This is a genomic window from Burkholderia sp. Ed8 (assembly GCF_040761425.1).
Taxonomy (GTDB): Bacteria; Pseudomonadota; Gammaproteobacteria; order Burkholderiales; family Burkholderiaceae; genus Burkholderia; species Burkholderia seminalis.
Map to the genome: position 1 here is coordinate 587,754 of NZ_CP142886.1, position 14,993 is coordinate 602,746.

Below are 14,993 nucleotides of genomic sequence, written 5' to 3' on the forward strand. Positions count from 1 at the left end.
TCGCACGATGCGCAACGCCGCGATGCTCCCGCCCGCCTACCCGCCGTCGATCGGCGACGGGCGCCTGCTGACGGAAGACGAGCTCGCGGCCTCGCTCGCGCACACGATGCGCGACTGGGACGGCCGGCAGGATCTCTGGCTGTTCGGCTATGGCTCGCTGATCTGGAACCCCGGTCTCCCGACCGTCGCCGCCGTGCGCGGCAAGGTACACGGCTACCACCGCGGGCTCTACCTGTGGTCGCGCGTGAACCGCGGCACGCCCGAACGCCCGGGCCTCGTGCTCGCGCTCGATCGCGGCGGCTCGTGCTCGGGCATCGCGTTCCGGCTGTCGGGCCCGACCGCGCAACCGCACCTCGAGACACTGTGGAAGCGCGAGATGCCGATGGGGTCGTACCGGCCCGCGTGGCTGCCCTGCACGCTCGAGAGCGGCGAACGCGTGAACGCGCTCGCGTTCGTGATGCGCCGCGACGTACCGACCTATACGGGCAAGCTGTCCGACACCGTCGTGAAGGAAGTGTTCAGCTGCGCGGCCGGCCGCTACGGCACGACGCTCGACTACGTGAGCCGCACGGTCGACGCGCTGCGCGCGAGCGGCATTCCCGATCGCGCGCTGGAAGGGTTGCTCGCGCGATGCAAGTGACGCGATCCCGCACCGCCCGCGCATTCGAACGAGGCGCCCACCGATGAAACCGTCACGCTGGTCGCGCTGCAAGGTCGCCGCGCTGCTCGTCGCCGCGAGCGTCGCCTTGTCCGGCTGCGGGATCCTGGGCTGCGGCGGCGCCGCGACCAACGGAGCGGCCGCCGGCGGCTGCTCGGCCGGCATGCGCTTCTGAGCCCCCTTTCGCTGCCGAGCCCCCTTTCGCCCCCGTCTTCGACCGCGATCGCATGCGGCGGATTGCCGCCGATGCCAACCGGCCGGCCGGTCGTTTTCCCCGTTGCGCCGCCCCGTCCTGCCCGAACCTGTTTTTTGCGCTGCTGCGCCTTCGCCCTTTTCTGGGATAGGATGGACCCGAGGACGAGGTCGCGCCCGGCGCGGCCGTCCGCGAGCGGGGCCCGCGAGCCGCCCGCCCTGGCCGTGCGGCCGGGGTGACACGGTCGCGTCGTGCCCTTGGTGTATCCTTGCCTACTCCGTGACAGCGCGCCCCGGCATGACCCGGGCGCACCACCATGAACGATTCGTATCCCAGTCGTAAGCCAACCGACAAACCGCAAGAAAAGCGCTCGCTGCTCGAGCGCCTGACCGACTTCATCTCGCCCGAGCCCGAATCCCGCGGCGAGCTGCTGGAAATCCTCCAGGACGCCCACGAACGCAACCTGATCGACGCCGACTCGCTGTCGATGATCGAAGGCGTGTTCCAGGTCTCCGATCTGTGCGCCCGCGACATCATGGTGCCGCGCGCGCAGATGGACGCGATCAACATCGCCGACAAGCCCGAGGATTTCATCCCGTTCGTCCTCGAAAAGGCGCACTCGCGCTACCCCGTGTACGAGGAGAACCGCGACAACGTCATCGGCGTGCTGCTCGCGAAGGATCTGCTGCGCTTCTATGCCGAAGAAGAGTTCGACGTGCGCGGGATGCTGCGCCCGGCCGTGTTCATTCCGGAATCGAAGCGCCTGAACGTGCTGCTGCACGACTTCCGCGTGAACCGCAACCACCTCGCGATCGTCGTCGACGAATACGGCGGCGTGGCGGGCTTGATCACGATCGAGGACGTGCTCGAACAGATCGTCGGCGACATCGAGGACGAATACGACTTCGACGAGGAAGCCGGCAACATCATCTCGGGGCCGGACGGCCGCTTCCGCGTGCGTGCGCTCACCGAGATCGAACAGTTCAACGAGGCGTTCGGCACCGATTTCCCCGACGACGAAGTCGACACGATCGGCGGCCTGATCACCCATCATTTCGGACGCGTGCCGCATCGCGGCGAGAAGCTGCAGCTCGGCAACCTCGTGTTCGAGATCCAGCGCGGCGATGCACGCCAGGTGCATGTGCTGCTGGTGCGCCGCAACCCGCTCGCCAGCCGTCGCGCCGAAACCTCGCACGAAGACTGACCGTTCCGCGCCAGCCGCGTTTCCTTCAACCGCTCGCCCACTTCCGCTTCACATGGACGATCCGATCCCGTCCCGCCCGGCTGGCGGCCTCCTCGCGCCGGCGCCCGGCCGCGCGCTGCCGCGCTGGCACTACCCGGCCGCGCTGCTCGCGGGCGCGGCCAATACGCTCAGCTTCGCACCGACGCCGCACGGCGGCTGGCTGCAACTCGTCGTATTCGTCTGGTTTTTCGCGCAACTGACGCGCACGTCGAGCTGGCGCGGCGCCGCGCTCACCGGCGGCGCATTCGGCTTCGGCAACTTCATCAGCGGCATCTGGTGGCTCTACATCAGCATGCACGTGTACGGCGAGATGGCCGCGCCGCTCGCGGGCGGCGCGCTCGTGCTGTTCGCGCTGTACCTGTCGCTGTACCCGGCGTTCTCGGCCGGGCTGTGGTCGTTCTGCGCGGGCCATGCGTGGCATCGCCGTACCCCCGATCCACGTCCGTTCTCGCCGACCTGGCACGGCGCGTTCGCGTTCGCGAGCGCGTGGGCCTTCGGCGAATGGCTGCGCGGCACGCTGTTTACCGGCTTTCCGTGGCTCGCCAGCGGCTACCCGCAGGTCGACGGCCCGTTCGCGGGCTTCGCGCCGGTGGTCGGCGTATACGGGATCGCGTGGGTACTCGCGCTGTTCGCGGCGCTGGTCGTGCAGGCGCTCGTCGCCGCGCGCCCGGCGCCCGCGCGTGACAACGGCGCCGGGAGTGCCGGCGGCAACCCGCGCGTGCGCATCGCCGCGCCGGCCGGCGTGGCGGTCGCGCTCGTCGCGGCCGGCCTCGGGCTGTCGCAGGTCACGTGGACGGTGCCCGCGAATGCGCCGCTCACCGTGCGGCTGCTGCAGGGCAACGTGAAGCAGGACATCAAGTTCGAGCAGGAAGGCATCGACGCGGCGATCAAGATGTACCAGCGGATGATCATCGAGAAGCCGGCCGACCTGATCGTCACGCCGGAGACCGCGATCGCCGTGATGATCCAGGAGCTGCCCGAGCCGTTCGCCGTCGCGATCCGCAAGTTCAGCGACACGACGGGCTCGGCCGTGCTGTTCGGCGCGGTCGGCGCGTCGGTGACCGAGGACGGCCACTACGTCGACTATACGAACAGCCTGTACGGCGTGACGCCGAACTCGCGCGACATCTATCACTACGACAAGCACCATCTCGTGCCCTTCGGCGAATTCATCCCGTGGGGCTTCCGGTGGTTCGTCGACCTGATGAAGATGCCGCTCGGCGATTTCGCGCGCGGCGCGCCGGTGCAGAAGCCGTTCCTCGTGCACAACCAGCCCGTGATGGCCGACATCTGCTACGAGGACTTGTTCGGCGAGGAAATCGCCGCGACGATCCGCGACAACCCGCAGCCGCCCGGCGTGCTCGTCAACGTGACGAACCTCGCGTGGTTCGGCGACACGATCGCGCTCGACCAGCACCTGCAGATCGCGCGGATGCGCTCGCTCGAAACGGGCCGGCCGATGCTGCGCTCGACCAACACGGGGATGACCGCCGCGATCGACGCGCACGGGCGCGTGCTCGGCCAATTGAAGCCGTTCACGATCGGTTCGCTCGACGTGCGGATCGAAGGCACGAGCGGCTTCACGCCTTATGTGACGAGCGGCAACAACATCGTGCTCGCGGTGTCGTTCGTGCTGCTCGCGTTCGGCTTCACGTTCGGGCCGGGGCTGCGCCGGCGCAATGGCCGCAACAACGGCGGCGATCAACCCGAATGACGCAAGCGGCGGCCGGTGACCGCTAGCCGGCCGTTCAGGCCTGCCGGGCCGGCTGACCCGGTCGATCCGGCTGCGCGGCGAGGCTGCGCAGGTCGCGACTCACCGCCTCCATCACCGGCTGCCACGCGTCGAACGCCGGCTGCCGGTACAACGTCGCGCTCGGATACCACGGGCTGTCCGTGCGTTCGAGCATCCACGGCCAGTGCGGATTCACGTCGAGCAGCACCCACGTGCGCGCCCCGAGCGCGCCCGCCAGGTGCGCGACCGACGTGCACACGGTCATCACCAGATCCAGCGCGCCGATGAATGCGGCCGTATCGTCGAAGCTCGTCAGCTCCGCCGTGAAATCCTCGATCGAGAAACCGGCCGCGCGCGCCGCCGCGACATCCGCGTACGCGCCCGGCTGCAGCGAATAAAACGCGACGCCGTCGATCCCGCGAAACGCGTCCGCATAGCGCTCGAGCCCGACGCGCCGGAACGGGTTGCGCTGGTGGCCCGCGCTGCCCGTCCACACGAGCCCGACCTTCAGCCGGCGCTCGCCCGCAAGCCGCGCGCGCCACGCATCGCGCGCGTGCGGATCGGCCCGCAGGTAAGGCACCGACGATCCGAGCGTCTCGTTCTCCATGCCGAGCATCAGCGGCAGGCCGATCAGCGGCACCTCGTAATCGAATGCCGGCAGCGCGTCGACGCCGCCGCCCGCACCGAATACGTCCACGTGCGCGCCAAGACTGCGCTGCATCAGCGTGCCGACCTGCGGGAACGTATTCCACGCGAGCCGGCCGCCTTCGCGATGCACGCGCTCGGCGAGCGGCGCGACGTAGCGGCAGAACTGCAGCACGTCGCCGAGCCCCTGTTCGCCCCATACCAGCAGCGTCTTGCCCGCCAGCGGCTCGCCCTGCCAGCGCGGGCCCGGCAGCGCCGGCCGGCGGCCGCGCAGTTCGCCCGCGCCGTCCCAGCGCGCCTCGTGGCCGCGCCAGCCGGCCGCGTAGTTGCCGCGCACGAGCTGGATGATCGCGAGGTTGAAACGGAACGACGCGTCGTCGGGCGCCAGCTCGCATGCACGCGCCGCGTAACGCTCGGCATCGTCCCAGCGTTGCGCCTCCTTCATCGCCATCGCGACGTTGTTCATCGCGAGCGCGTTGCCGGGCGCGAGGTCGTCCAGCCGCGCGGCGCACGCGAGCGCGCCGTCGAGGTCGTGCGCCGCGATCCGCGCGACGACCAGATTGATCCACGCCTGCACGTCTTGCGGATCGTGCTTCACGGCCGCGTCGAGCAGCGCGATCTCCTCCGCGCGGTCGCCGCCCGACAACCGCAGCGCGATCGCAAGGTTGTTGCGCAACGACGGCCGGCCCGCATCGATCGCCAGCGCCGCGCGGTACGGCGCGACGGCATCCGCGTGGCGGTCGGCCATCTGCAGCGCGTAACCGTGATTGAAGTACGCGGTCGCGCCCGGCCGCACGCGCGCCGCGCATTCGGCGAGCGCGAGTGCATCGGCCGTGCGCTGCCGCGCGACGAGCGTCGTCGTGAGCTGCGCGAGCGCATCGGCGTCGACCGCGTGCAGATGGGCGGCAGCGGCGAGCCACAGATCGTGCGCGGCGCGCTCGCCGCGCGCTTGCGCGTCGGCGGCCTGGCCGAGCAGCGCGAGCAGCGGCGGAAGCAGCGGAATGAGGAGGTCGGTCGGGTCGTCCATGCGATCGGCGTCGGCAAGCGGTGACGCGGCACGCGTGGCGCGCGCCGCAATATGCGCATCTTAACGCCCGCGCGAAGCGGCACGGCATGCGCGTCGCGACAACCCCGCGGGCGGCCGCACGGACCGCGCCGCCCGCTCGTGCGGCCCTTCCGGAAGCGCGCCGGCGGCGGCCTCGCCCGCGTTCCGGCCGCATCCGCTCGCCGATCCGGTAAAATTACGCGTTTCAGCACACTAACAAGCCGCGCCGCCGCGCGAGCCGACCCTCCGGGCCCCGCCCGGAGCGCCGCCCGCAACGGAGCGCCAGCGCCACGAAGGCTCTTCATGCTTACGTTTCAGCAAATCATCCTGACGCTGCAGTCCTACTGGGACAAGCAGGGTTGCGCCCTGCTCCAGCCCATCGACATGGAAGTCGGCGCGGGCACGTCGCACGTCCACACGTTCCTGCGCGCGGTCGGCCCCGAGCCGTGGCGCGCCGCGTACGTGCAGCCGTCGCGCCGCCCGAAGGACGGCCGCTACGGCGAGAACCCGAACCGCCTGCAGCACTACTACCAGTACCAGGTCGTGCTCAAGCCGGCGCCGGAAAACATCCTCGACCTGTACCTCGGCTCGCTCGAAGCGCTCGGCTTCGACCTGAAGCAGAACGACGTGCGCTTCGTCGAGGACGACTGGGAAAACCCGACGCTCGGCGCGTGGGGGCTCGGCTGGGAAGTGTGGCTGAACGGGATGGAAGTCACGCAGTTCACGTATTTCCAGGAAGTCGGCGGCCTCGAATGCAAGCCGGTGCTCGGCGAGATCACGTACGGCCTCGAACGCCTCGCGATGTACCTGCAGAAGGTCGAGAACGTGTACGACCTCGTGTGGACCGAGTGGGAAGAGCAGGGCCCGAACGGCCCCGAGCTGCGCCGCCTGTCGTATGGCGACGTGTACCACCAGAACGAGGTCGAGCAGTCGACCTACAACTTCGAGCACGCGAACGTCGACCTGCTGTTCACGTTCTTCAACAGCTACGAAGCGGAAGCGAAGAAGATGATCGACGCGCAGCTCGCGCTGCCCGCGTACGAGCTCGTGCTGAAGGCCGGCCACACGTTCAACCTGCTCGACGCCCGCGGCGCGATCTCGGTCACCGAGCGCGCGGCGTACATCGGCCGCATCCGCGCACTGTCGCGTCTCGTCGCGCAGGCTTACTACGACTCGCGCGAGAAGCTCGGCTTCCCGATGCTCGGCAACCCGCCGGGCGTGCCGGGCCTCACCACCGACGCCCAGGACGCCGCGCAGCCGGCATGGGCGCCGCCGCTCAAGGTCGAACGCAAGATCGATCAGGACTGACGAGACGAGAATCATTCCAACCATGACGCACAATCATCCCGCCCCCCTGCTCGTCGAACTGCTGACCGAAGAGCTGCCGCCGAAGGCCCTCGCGCGCCTCGGCGACGCATTCGCGGAAGGTCTCGCGCAACGCCTCGCGGCGCGCGACCTCGTCGAAGGCGAACTCGTGTTCGAACGCTACGCCACGCCGCGCCGCCTCGCCGTCGTCGTGCAGAACGTACGCGCCGTCGCGCCTGACAAGCAGGTCCGCGAAAAAGTCCTGCCGGTGTCGGTCGCACTCGACGCCGAAGGCAAGCCGACGGCGCCGCTCGCGAAGAAGCTCGCGGCGCTCGGCCACCCGAACCTGTCGATCGCCGATCTCGAGCGCGCGCAGGACGGCAAGGCCGAAGCGTTCTTCATCAACTACTCTGCGGCCGGCGCGACGCTCGCCGACGGCCTGCAGGCCGCGCTCGACGAAGCGCTCGCGAAGCTGCCGATCCCGAAGTTCATGACGTACCAGCGCCCGGACGGCTCCGACGTGAAGTTCGTGCGCCCGGTCCATCGCCTGACCGTGCTGCACGACGACCGCATCGTGCCCGTCACCGCGTTCGGCGTCGATGCCGGCGACACCACGCTCGGCCACCGCTTCCTGTCCGATGGCCTCGTCGCGATCCAGCATGCGCGCGCGTACGCCGACACGCTGCGCGACAAGGGCCGCGTGATCGCGCACTTCGCCGATCGCCGCGAAACGATCCGCACGCAACTGAACGAACACGCGAACGGCGATACCGTCGTGATGCCCGAATCGCTGCTCGACGAAGTGACGTCGCTGGTCGAATGGCCGGTCGTCTACCCGTGCCGCTTCGAGGACGAATTCCTGCAGGTTCCGCAGGAATGCCTGATCCTCACGATGCAGACGAACCAGAAGTATTTCGCGCTGACCGACGTCGCCGGCAAGCTGCGCTCGCGCTTCCTGATCGTGTCGAACATCGAGACGAAGACGCCGGGCGAGATCATCGAAGGCAACGAGCGCGTCGTGCGCCCGCGCCTCGCCGACGCGAAGTTCTTCTTCGAGCAGGACAAGAAGAAGCCGCTCGCCGACCGCGTGCCGCAACTCGCGAACGTCGTGTATCACAACAAGCTCGGCTCGGCGCTCGCGCGCGTCGAGCGCCTCGAGGCGCTGGCCGGCGAGATCGCGCCCGCGATCGGCGCCGACGCCGCGCACGCGAAGCGCGCCGCGCGCCTCGCGAAGGCCGACCTGCTGACCGACATGGTCGGCGAGTTCCCCGAACTGCAGGGCACGATGGGCACGTACTACGCGCGCCACGACGGCGAAGCCGACGACGTCGCGCTCGCGTGCGCCGAGCACTACCAGCCGCGCTTCTCCGGCGACGCGCTGCCGACCACGCCCGTGTCGACGGCCGTCGCGCTGGCCGACAAGCTCGAGACGATCGTCGGCATCTGGGGCATCGGCCTCGCGCCGACCGGCGAGAAGGACCCGTTCGCGCTGCGCCGCCACGCGCTCGGCGTGCTGCGCCTGCTGCTCGAGAAGCAGCTGCCGCTCGATCTCGTGTCGCTGCTGCGCACGGCCCACGCGCGCTTCGAAGGCGTGCCGGGCGTCGCCGAATCGACCGACGCGATCCTCGCGTTCTTCATGGATCGCCTGCGCGGCCTGCTGCGCGAGCGCGGTTATTCGGCCGGCGAAATCGACGCGGTGCTGAGCCTGAACCCGACGCGCGTCGACGATCTCGTCGCGCGCCTCGACGCGGTGCGCGAATTCACGCGCCTCGCGGAAGCCGAAGCGCTCGCGGCCGCGAACAAGCGGATCTCGAACATCCTGAAGAAGTCGGAAGGCGGCGCGAACGGCACGGTGCAGCCGGCGCTGCTCGTCGAGGCCGCCGAGAAGGCGCTGCACGAACAGCTCGCGGCCGTCACGCCGCACGTGCAGTCGCAGCTCGAGGCGCGCGCGTACACGGGCGCGCTGTCGGCGCTCGCCGCGCTGCGCGCGCCGGTCGACACGTTCTTCAACGACGTGATGGTCAATGCGGAAGATCCGGCACTGCGAGCCAACCGTCTCGCGCTGCTGTCCGCGCTGCACCAGCAGATGAACTGCGTCGCCGACATCTCGAAGCTCGCCGCATAAGGGCCGCACGATGCCGATCAGCCCCAACCGAAAGCTCGTCGTCCTCGACCGCGACGGCGTGATCAACGTCGATTCGGATGCGTTCATCAAGACGCCCGACGAATGGATCGCGCTGCCCGGCAGCCTCGAGGCGATCGCCCGGCTCAACCACGCGGGGTATCGCGTGGTCGTCGCGACCAACCAGTCCGGCATCGGTCGCGGGCTGTTCGACATGGCCGCGCTCAACGAGATGCACCTGAAGATGCATCGCGCGGCGGCCGCGGTTGGCGCGCGCATCGACGCGGTGTTCTTCTGCCCGCACACGGCCGAGGATCACTGCGACTGCCGCAAGCCGAAACCCGGCATGATGCAGATGGTCGCCGAGCGCTTCGAGATCGATCCCGGTCACACGCCGGTCGTCGGCGATTCGCTGCGCGACCTGCAGGCCGGCGTCGCGGTCGGCTTCCAGCCGCACCTCGTGCTGACCGGCAAGGGCAAGAAGACGCTCGCCGCGGGCAACCTGCCGCCCGGCACGAAGGTCCATGACGACCTGCGCGCGTTCGCGCTCGACTTCCTTTCACACGAACACGAGTGATGCGGCCGCCGCGCGCATCCTCCCTCACACCAGACTCACGCCGATGCGCTTCGTCCGCTCCCTGCTGCTGCTGATCTACTTCATCCTGTATACGGTGCCGTACGCCACCGCGTGCTTCATCGCGTTCCCGTTCATGCGCCCCGACGCGCGCTACTGGATGGCCGCCGGCTGGTGCAAGTCGACCCTGTGGGTCGTGCGCTGGCTGAACGGCATCCGCTACCGGATCGAGGGGATGGAAAACCTGCCCGCCGGCCCGGCCGTGCTGCTGTCGAAGCATCAGTCGGCGTGGGAGACGCTCGCGTTTCCGGCGCTGATGCCGAAGCCGCTCTGCTACGTGTTCAAGCGCGAGCTGCTGTACGTGCCGTTCTTCGGCTGGGCGCTCGGCATGTTGCACATGGTCAACATCAACCGCAAGGAAGGCAAGAACGCGTTCGCGTCGGTGATCCGCCAGGGCAAGAAGCGCCTGTCGGAAGGCGCCTGGATGATCATGTTCCCCGAAGGCACGCGCACGCCGGTCGGCAAGCAGGGCAAGTACAAGACGGGCGGCGCACGCTTCGCGATCGAAACCGGCACGCCGGTCGTGCCGATCGCGCACAATGCAGGTCGGGTCTGGCCGCGCAACTCGTTCACGAAATTTCCGGGTATCGTCACCGTGTCGATCGGCAAGCCGATCACCAGCGACGGGTTGACGCCCGATGCATTGAACTCGCAGGTCGAAGCATGGATCGAAGCGGAAATGCGCCGCATCGATCCCGATTCCTATCGCCAGGCGGGCAATGCCGGCACGCGCGATGCCGCGCGTGCCTGAAGCCCCCGGATTGCAGCCGTTGCGTACGACAAAAAGAAGCGAACTGATGAAACAGCGTCCGCGGCCACGGCCTGCCGTCGTGGCCCTCGATCATCGCCAGATGGATCTGCCGCTCTTCGACGGGCCGGCCGCCGCACCGTCGGCGCCCGCCACGCCGCCGGCGCCGCCTGAAGCCGCTCCCACCGCCCCGCCCGCTCCGGGCGTGGCACCCGACCGCTCGCGCGTGCGCACGTTCGCGCTCGACAGCCGCGTGCTCGAATACCGGCTGAAGCGGTCGGCACGCCGTACGATCGGCTTCACGATCGACGGCAGCGGGCTGTCGATCACCGCGCCGCGCTGGGTCACGCTCGCCGACATCGAAGCGGCGATCTCGGAGAAGCAGCGCTGGATCTTCGCGAAGCTCGCGGAGTGGAAGACGCGCACCGAACAGCGCGCGCTGCCGCAGATCGACTGGCGCGACGGCGCGCAGCTGCCGTATCTCGGCAAGACGGTGACGATCGCGCTCGGCGCGGGCGCCGTCGCATTCGACGCCGATGCGCTGCGGCTGTCGCTGCCACTGCCCGTGCAGGCCGACATGCAGCAGATCAAGGATCGCGTGCAGGGCTGGCTGCAGGGCGAGGCGAAACGCATCTTCGGCGAACGCCTGCCGGTCTACGCGGAAAAACTCGGCGTCACGTATTCGATGTACGCGCTGTCGTCGGCCGCGACGCGCTGGGGCAGCTGCTCGAGCGACGGCAAGATCCGCCTGAACTGGCGGCTGATCCATTTCCCGATGTCGATCATCGACTACGTCGTCGCGCACGAGCTGTCGCACCTGCGCGAGATGAACCACAGCCCGGCCTTCTGGCAGACCGTCGAATCGATCTTCCCCGAGTTCCGCGAAGCGCGGCACACGCTCAAGCACCACCCGCCCGAGCTGCTGCCGTCGCTTTGACATGACGCGCGCGGCAGCGCCGTCGATGCAAAAGGGCGATGCGGGTCACCCCGCATCGCCCTTTTTGCCGCCATGCGCATCGCACGCGGCGGCCCGTTCGTCCGGCGCTTACTTCTTCTGGATGAACTCGATCTTGTAGCCGTCCGGATCCTCGACGAACGCGATCACGGTCGTGCCGTGCTTCATCGGGCCTGCTTCGCGCGTGACCTTGCCGCCTTGCGCCTTGATCTTCTCGCACGCGGCGTACGCATCCTCGACCGCCACGGCCAGGTGGCCGAAGCCGTTGCCGAGATCGTAGGACGGCGTATCCCAGTTGTGGGTCAGCTCGATCACGGTGCCGGTGCGTTCGTCTTCGTAGCCGACGAACGCAAGCGTGAACTTGCCTTCCGGATAATCCTCGCGACGCAGCAGCTTCATGCCGAGCAATTCGGTGTAGAACTTGATCGAGCGGTCGAGATCGCCGACTCGCAGCATCGTATGCAGCAAACGCATGTCTTGTACTCCTGTGGGGACTTTCCAGAACCGGAAACTCTACCAGAGTCGGGTGAAACTCGCCGGGGGCGCCTAGCCGGGGGCGCCTAGACCGGGCGGCCGATACCGCGCATCGGGGCACGCGCGCAATGGCGGAAAACGGCACGGTCCGGCTCGCCCCGTCGATCGTGCCGATCGGGTAACATCCCTCCACTTCGCACCAAAAGCGGGCATGCCACGCACCACCCGAACGCGACCACCCACCCTTCCCTGACGCCACACTGCCTTGCGAAACCGCCAATTCGAGCGCGCCCGACGCGCCGCCCGCCCGGCCTCGCTGCCGCCGTCCCGATCGAGCGAGGCGCGCCGATGACCCCACTCGCCGCCGCCCCCGTGCGCCGCGCGCTCGACCTGCGCGCCACCGGCCTGATGTTGCTGCTGTGCGCGATCTGGGGTTTCCAGCAGGTCGCGATCAAGTACACGAACGCCGCGATCGCGCCGATGTTCCAGGCCGGGCTGCGCTCGGTGATCGCCGCCGCGCTTCTGTGGGGCTGGGCCCGCGCGCGCGGCACACCGCTGTTCCGGGCCGACGGCACGTTCGGCGCGGGCCTCGCGGCCGGTGCGCTGTTCGCCGGCGAATTCATCTGCGTGTTCTTCGGGCTCACGCTGACGAGCGCATCGCACATGGCGATCTTCCTGTACACGGCGCCGTGCTTCACCGCGCTCGGCCTGCACCTGTTCGCACCGGGCGAGCGGCTGCAGCGCACGCAATGGGCCGGCGTCGGCCTCGCGTTCGCCGGCATCGCGCTCGCGTTCGCGGACGGCTTCCTGACGCCGCGCGCGCCCGGCGCTTCGGTGCTGGCCGGGCTGGCCGGCGACGCGCTCGGGATTCTCGGCGGCGCGATGTGGGCCGCGACGACGGTCGTCGTGCGCTCGACGGCGCTCGCGCGGGCGAGCGCGAGCAAGACGCTGTTCTACCAGCTCGCGGTGTCGGCGGTCGTGCTGGTCGCGCTCGCCGCGCTGTTCGGCCAGGTGTCGTTCGCGCACGTGACGCCGATCGCGGTGGCGAGCCTCGCGTACCAGTCGGTGATCGTCGCGTTCGTCAGCTACCTGTCGTGGTTCTGGCTGCTGACGCGCTACAGTGCGTCGCGGCTGTCCGTCTTCACGTTCCTGTCGCCGCTGTTCGGCGTCGCGTTCGGCGTGCTGCTGCTCGGCGAGTCGGTCGGCTGGCGCTTCATGTCCGCGGCCGCGCTCGTGCTGGCCGGCATCGCGCTCGTCAACGCGCCGCCGCGCAGGCGGCCGTAGGCGACCGGCCACATACACGCGTGCAATGAAAAGGGCTGCCCGACGGGCAGCCCTTTCGTCACCTGCGGTCCGGCTTCGCGCGCCGCGCGTCAGCCGGCCTTGCGCACTGCCGCGAGCGCCTGCGCGACGCCGACGTATTCGGCCACGCTCACGTCCTCGGCACGACGCGCGAGATCGAAACCGAGCGCATCGAAATCGATCGTCTGGCGATAGTCGCCGAGCGTGTTGCGCAGCATCTTGCGGCGCTGCGAGAACGCGGCGGTGACGATTTCGCCGAGCAGCACGGGATCGACGTCCGGCAGTTCGTGCGGCTCGTACGGAATCATCCGGACGATCGCCGAATCGACCTTCGGCGGCGGCTGGAACGATTCCGGCGGCACGTCGAGCATCTTTTCCATCACGTAGCGGTACTGCAGCATCACCGACAGGCGCGAGAACGCCTTCGTGCCGGGCTCCGCGACCATCCGTTCGACGACTTCGTTCTGCAGCATGAAATGCTGGTCGATGACCGCATCGGCGAACGTCATCAGGTGGAACAGCAGCGGGCTGGAAATGTTGTACGGCAGGTTGCCGACGATGCGCAGCGACGGCTGGTCGCCGGGCGCCGCCAGCGAACGGAAGTCGAACGCGAGCGCGTCGCCCGCATGCAGCTCGAGCAGCGCGCCGAAGCGCTGCTGCAGGCGGCCGATCAGGTCGCGGTCGAGCTCGACCGCGTGCAGCGGCGACTCGGGCGTCGCAAGGCGCTCGATCAGCGGCTCGGTCAGCGCGCCGAGCCCGGGGCCGATCTCGACCATGCGCTGGCCGCGCGCGGGGCCGATCGTCGCCACGATCGAATCGATCACGCCGTGATCGACGAGGAAGTTCTGCCCGAAGCGCTTGCGCGCGAAATGGCCTTGATGCTGTCTGCTGTTCGACATCGACTGAGTAAGACGAAAAATACGACGAAAGAGGTGAGGCCGCGTCAGGCCGCGCGGCGATGGCGCGCCATCGTGACGGCCGTATCGAGCGCGGCGATCATGCTGCCCGGATCGGCGCGACCCGTGCCGGCCAGATCGAGCGCGGTACCGTGATCGACCGACGTACGGATGATCGGCAGCCCGAGCGTCACGTTGATGCCCTCGCCGAAGGTCGCATACTTCAGCACGGGCAGGCCCTGGTCATGGAACATCGCGAGCACGCAATCGGCATCGGCCAGATGGCGCGGCTGGAACAGCGTGTCGGCCGGATACGGGCCGCGCGCGTCGATGCGCAGCGCGTTCGCACGGGCCAGCGCCGGCGCGATCACGTCGATCTCCTCGCGGCCGAGATAACCGTTCTCGCCCGCGTGCGGGTTCAGGCCCGTCACGAGGATGCGCGGCGCGGCGAGGCCGAAGTCGCGCCGCAGGTCGCGGTCGATGATCGCGAGCGTCTCGACGAGACCGTCGATCGTCAGCGCGGCGGACACATCCTTCAGCGGCAGGTGCGTCGTCGCGAGCGCGACGCGCAGCGGCTTGTCGCCGGTGCCCGCCAGCATCATCACGACGCGCGGCGTATGCGTGCGCTCCGCCAGGTATTCGGTATGGCCGGTAAACGGCACGCCCGCATCGTTGATCGTGCTCTTCTGCAGCGGCGCGGTCACGATCGCGTCGTACCGGCCGGCCAGCGCGCCGTCGATCGCCGCGTCGAGCAGCCCGAGCACGTACCGGCCGTTCGCCGCGTCCAGCGTACCTGCCCGCGCGGGAACGGCCAGCGCGTGGTGCGCGACCGATACCGGTGCGCCGCCGGCCAGCACGGTGCGCTCGGCGCCGACTGACGCCGCACGCGCGTCGAGCAGCGCCGCATCGCCGAGCACGGTGAAATGCGCGTCGGGCCAGCGCTGCGCGGCGTCACGCAGCGCCTGCACGGTCAGCTCCGGGCCGACCCCCGCGGGTTCGCCGGTCGTGATCGCGATCTGCAGCGCGGGCGTGGTCATCCGA

14 protein-coding genes are annotated in these 14,993 nt (G+C 69.2%); 10 read left to right on the forward strand and 4 right to left on the reverse strand.

Annotated features, from left to right (window positions below):
• Positions 1 to 7: 7 nt before the first annotated feature.
• From VXM69_RS16660 to lnt, 4 genes are all read left to right on the forward strand, one after another.
• A complete protein-coding gene (locus VXM69_RS16660; protein WP_034189027.1) occupies positions 8 to 640 on the forward strand; it encodes a gamma-glutamylcyclotransferase in 633 nt (210 codons plus the stop codon).
• Positions 641 to 683: 43 nt separating this feature from the next.
• Positions 684 to 833 (forward strand): hypothetical protein, encoded by a 150-nt coding sequence (locus VXM69_RS16665; RefSeq protein ID WP_167361875.1) that lies wholly within the window; start codon positions 684 to 686, stop codon positions 831 to 833.
• A gap of 334 nt (positions 834 to 1,167) precedes the next feature.
• Positions 1,168 to 2,055, forward strand: a complete 888-nt coding sequence (locus tag VXM69_RS16670) for an HlyC/CorC family transporter (RefSeq protein ID WP_034189026.1) — start codon at positions 1,168 to 1,170, stop codon at positions 2,053 to 2,055.
• Positions 2,056 to 2,107: 52 nt separating this feature from the next.
• Positions 2,108 to 3,808, forward strand: coding sequence for an apolipoprotein N-acyltransferase (lnt, locus tag VXM69_RS16675; protein WP_034189025.1), 1,701 nt, complete (start codon positions 2,108 to 2,110; stop codon positions 3,806 to 3,808).
• A 34-nt stretch (positions 3,809 to 3,842) separates the two neighbouring features.
• On the opposite strand, the gene VXM69_RS16680 is transcribed toward lnt, so the two are convergent.
• On the reverse strand, positions 3,843 to 5,498 hold the full coding sequence (locus VXM69_RS16680; protein ID WP_367189923.1) for a hypothetical protein: 1,656 nt from the start codon (positions 5,496 to 5,498) through the stop codon (positions 3,843 to 3,845).
• Between the two features lie 321 nt (positions 5,499 to 5,819).
• Here VXM69_RS16680 and glyQ point away from each other — a divergent pair, with 321 nt between their 5' ends.
• The 5 genes from glyQ to VXM69_RS16705 are packed head-to-tail and all read left to right on the forward strand — an operon-like array spanning position 5,820 to position 11,262.
• Positions 5,820 to 6,824 (forward strand): glycine--tRNA ligase subunit alpha, encoded by a 1,005-nt coding sequence (glyQ, locus tag VXM69_RS16685; RefSeq protein ID WP_006477868.1) that lies wholly within the window; start codon positions 5,820 to 5,822, stop codon positions 6,822 to 6,824.
• Positions 6,825 to 6,846: 22 nt separating this feature from the next.
• A complete protein-coding gene (gene glyS, locus VXM69_RS16690) occupies positions 6,847 to 8,946 on the forward strand; it encodes a glycine--tRNA ligase subunit beta (RefSeq protein ID WP_124671108.1) in 2,100 nt (699 codons plus the stop codon).
• Between the two features lie 10 nt (positions 8,947 to 8,956).
• A complete protein-coding gene (gmhB, locus tag VXM69_RS16695) occupies positions 8,957 to 9,520 on the forward strand; it encodes a D-glycero-beta-D-manno-heptose 1,7-bisphosphate 7-phosphatase (RefSeq protein WP_034189022.1) in 564 nt (187 codons plus the stop codon).
• Between the two features lie 43 nt (positions 9,521 to 9,563).
• Positions 9,564 to 10,328 (forward strand): lysophospholipid acyltransferase family protein, encoded by a 765-nt coding sequence (locus tag VXM69_RS16700; RefSeq protein WP_367189924.1) that lies wholly within the window; start codon positions 9,564 to 9,566, stop codon positions 10,326 to 10,328.
• Between the two features lie 46 nt (positions 10,329 to 10,374).
• Complete coding sequence (locus VXM69_RS16705) at positions 10,375 to 11,262, forward strand: M48 family metallopeptidase (RefSeq protein WP_367189925.1); 888 nt, start codon at positions 10,375 to 10,377, stop codon at positions 11,260 to 11,262.
• Between the two features lie 108 nt (positions 11,263 to 11,370).
• On the opposite strand, the gene gloA is transcribed toward VXM69_RS16705, so the two are convergent.
• Positions 11,371 to 11,754 (reverse strand): lactoylglutathione lyase, encoded by a 384-nt coding sequence (gene gloA / locus VXM69_RS16710; protein WP_034189019.1) that lies wholly within the window; start codon positions 11,752 to 11,754, stop codon positions 11,371 to 11,373.
• Between the two features lie 348 nt (positions 11,755 to 12,102).
• Here gloA and VXM69_RS16715 point away from each other — a divergent pair, with 348 nt between their 5' ends.
• Complete coding sequence (locus VXM69_RS16715) at positions 12,103 to 13,038, forward strand: DMT family transporter (RefSeq protein WP_367189927.1); 936 nt, start codon at positions 12,103 to 12,105, stop codon at positions 13,036 to 13,038.
• Positions 13,039 to 13,127: 89 nt separating this feature from the next.
• Here the strand turns inward: VXM69_RS16715 and rsmA are convergent, their stop codons facing one another.
• Together rsmA and pdxA are read right to left on the reverse strand one after the other, a co-directional pair.
• Complete coding sequence (rsmA, locus tag VXM69_RS16720) at positions 13,128 to 13,955, reverse strand: 16S rRNA (adenine(1518)-N(6)/adenine(1519)-N(6))-dimethyltransferase RsmA (protein WP_034189018.1); 828 nt, start codon at positions 13,953 to 13,955, stop codon at positions 13,128 to 13,130.
• A 44-nt stretch (positions 13,956 to 13,999) separates the two neighbouring features.
• On the reverse strand, positions 14,000 to 14,989 hold the full coding sequence (pdxA, locus tag VXM69_RS16725; protein ID WP_367189928.1) for a 4-hydroxythreonine-4-phosphate dehydrogenase PdxA: 990 nt from the start codon (positions 14,987 to 14,989) through the stop codon (positions 14,000 to 14,002).
• Positions 14,990 to 14,993 lie beyond the last annotated feature (4 nt).

Excerpts from the sequence above, each read along its gene's own strand:
- VXM69_RS16660 (WP_034189027.1), top strand. The coding sequence starts at position 8 with ATGCGCAACGCCGCGATGCTCCCGCCCGCCTACCCGCCGTCGATCGGC.
- VXM69_RS16665 (WP_167361875.1), top strand. The coding sequence starts at position 684 with ATGAAACCGTCACGCTGGTCGCGCTGCAAGGTCGCCGCGCTGCTCGTC.
- VXM69_RS16670 (WP_034189026.1), top strand. The coding sequence starts at position 1,168 with ATGAACGATTCGTATCCCAGTCGTAAGCCAACCGACAAACCGCAAGAA.
- lnt (WP_034189025.1), top strand. The coding sequence starts at position 2,108 with ATGGACGATCCGATCCCGTCCCGCCCGGCTGGCGGCCTCCTCGCGCCG.
- VXM69_RS16680 (WP_367189923.1), bottom strand. The coding sequence starts at position 5,498 with ATGGACGACCCGACCGACCTCCTCATTCCGCTGCTTCCGCCGCTGCTC.
- glyQ (WP_006477868.1), top strand. The coding sequence starts at position 5,820 with ATGCTTACGTTTCAGCAAATCATCCTGACGCTGCAGTCCTACTGGGAC.
- glyS (WP_124671108.1), top strand. The coding sequence starts at position 6,847 with ATGACGCACAATCATCCCGCCCCCCTGCTCGTCGAACTGCTGACCGAA.
- gmhB (WP_034189022.1), top strand. The coding sequence starts at position 8,957 with ATGCCGATCAGCCCCAACCGAAAGCTCGTCGTCCTCGACCGCGACGGC.
- VXM69_RS16700 (WP_367189924.1), top strand. The coding sequence starts at position 9,564 with ATGCGCTTCGTCCGCTCCCTGCTGCTGCTGATCTACTTCATCCTGTAT.
- VXM69_RS16705 (WP_367189925.1), top strand. The coding sequence starts at position 10,375 with ATGAAACAGCGTCCGCGGCCACGGCCTGCCGTCGTGGCCCTCGATCAT.
- gloA (WP_034189019.1), bottom strand. The coding sequence starts at position 11,754 with ATGCGTTTGCTGCATACGATGCTGCGAGTCGGCGATCTCGACCGCTCG.
- VXM69_RS16715 (WP_367189927.1), top strand. The coding sequence starts at position 12,103 with ATGACCCCACTCGCCGCCGCCCCCGTGCGCCGCGCGCTCGACCTGCGC.
- rsmA (WP_034189018.1), bottom strand. The coding sequence starts at position 13,955 with ATGTCGAACAGCAGACAGCATCAAGGCCATTTCGCGCGCAAGCGCTTC.
- pdxA (WP_367189928.1), bottom strand. The coding sequence starts at position 14,989 with ATGACCACGCCCGCGCTGCAGATCGCGATCACGACCGGCGAACCCGCG.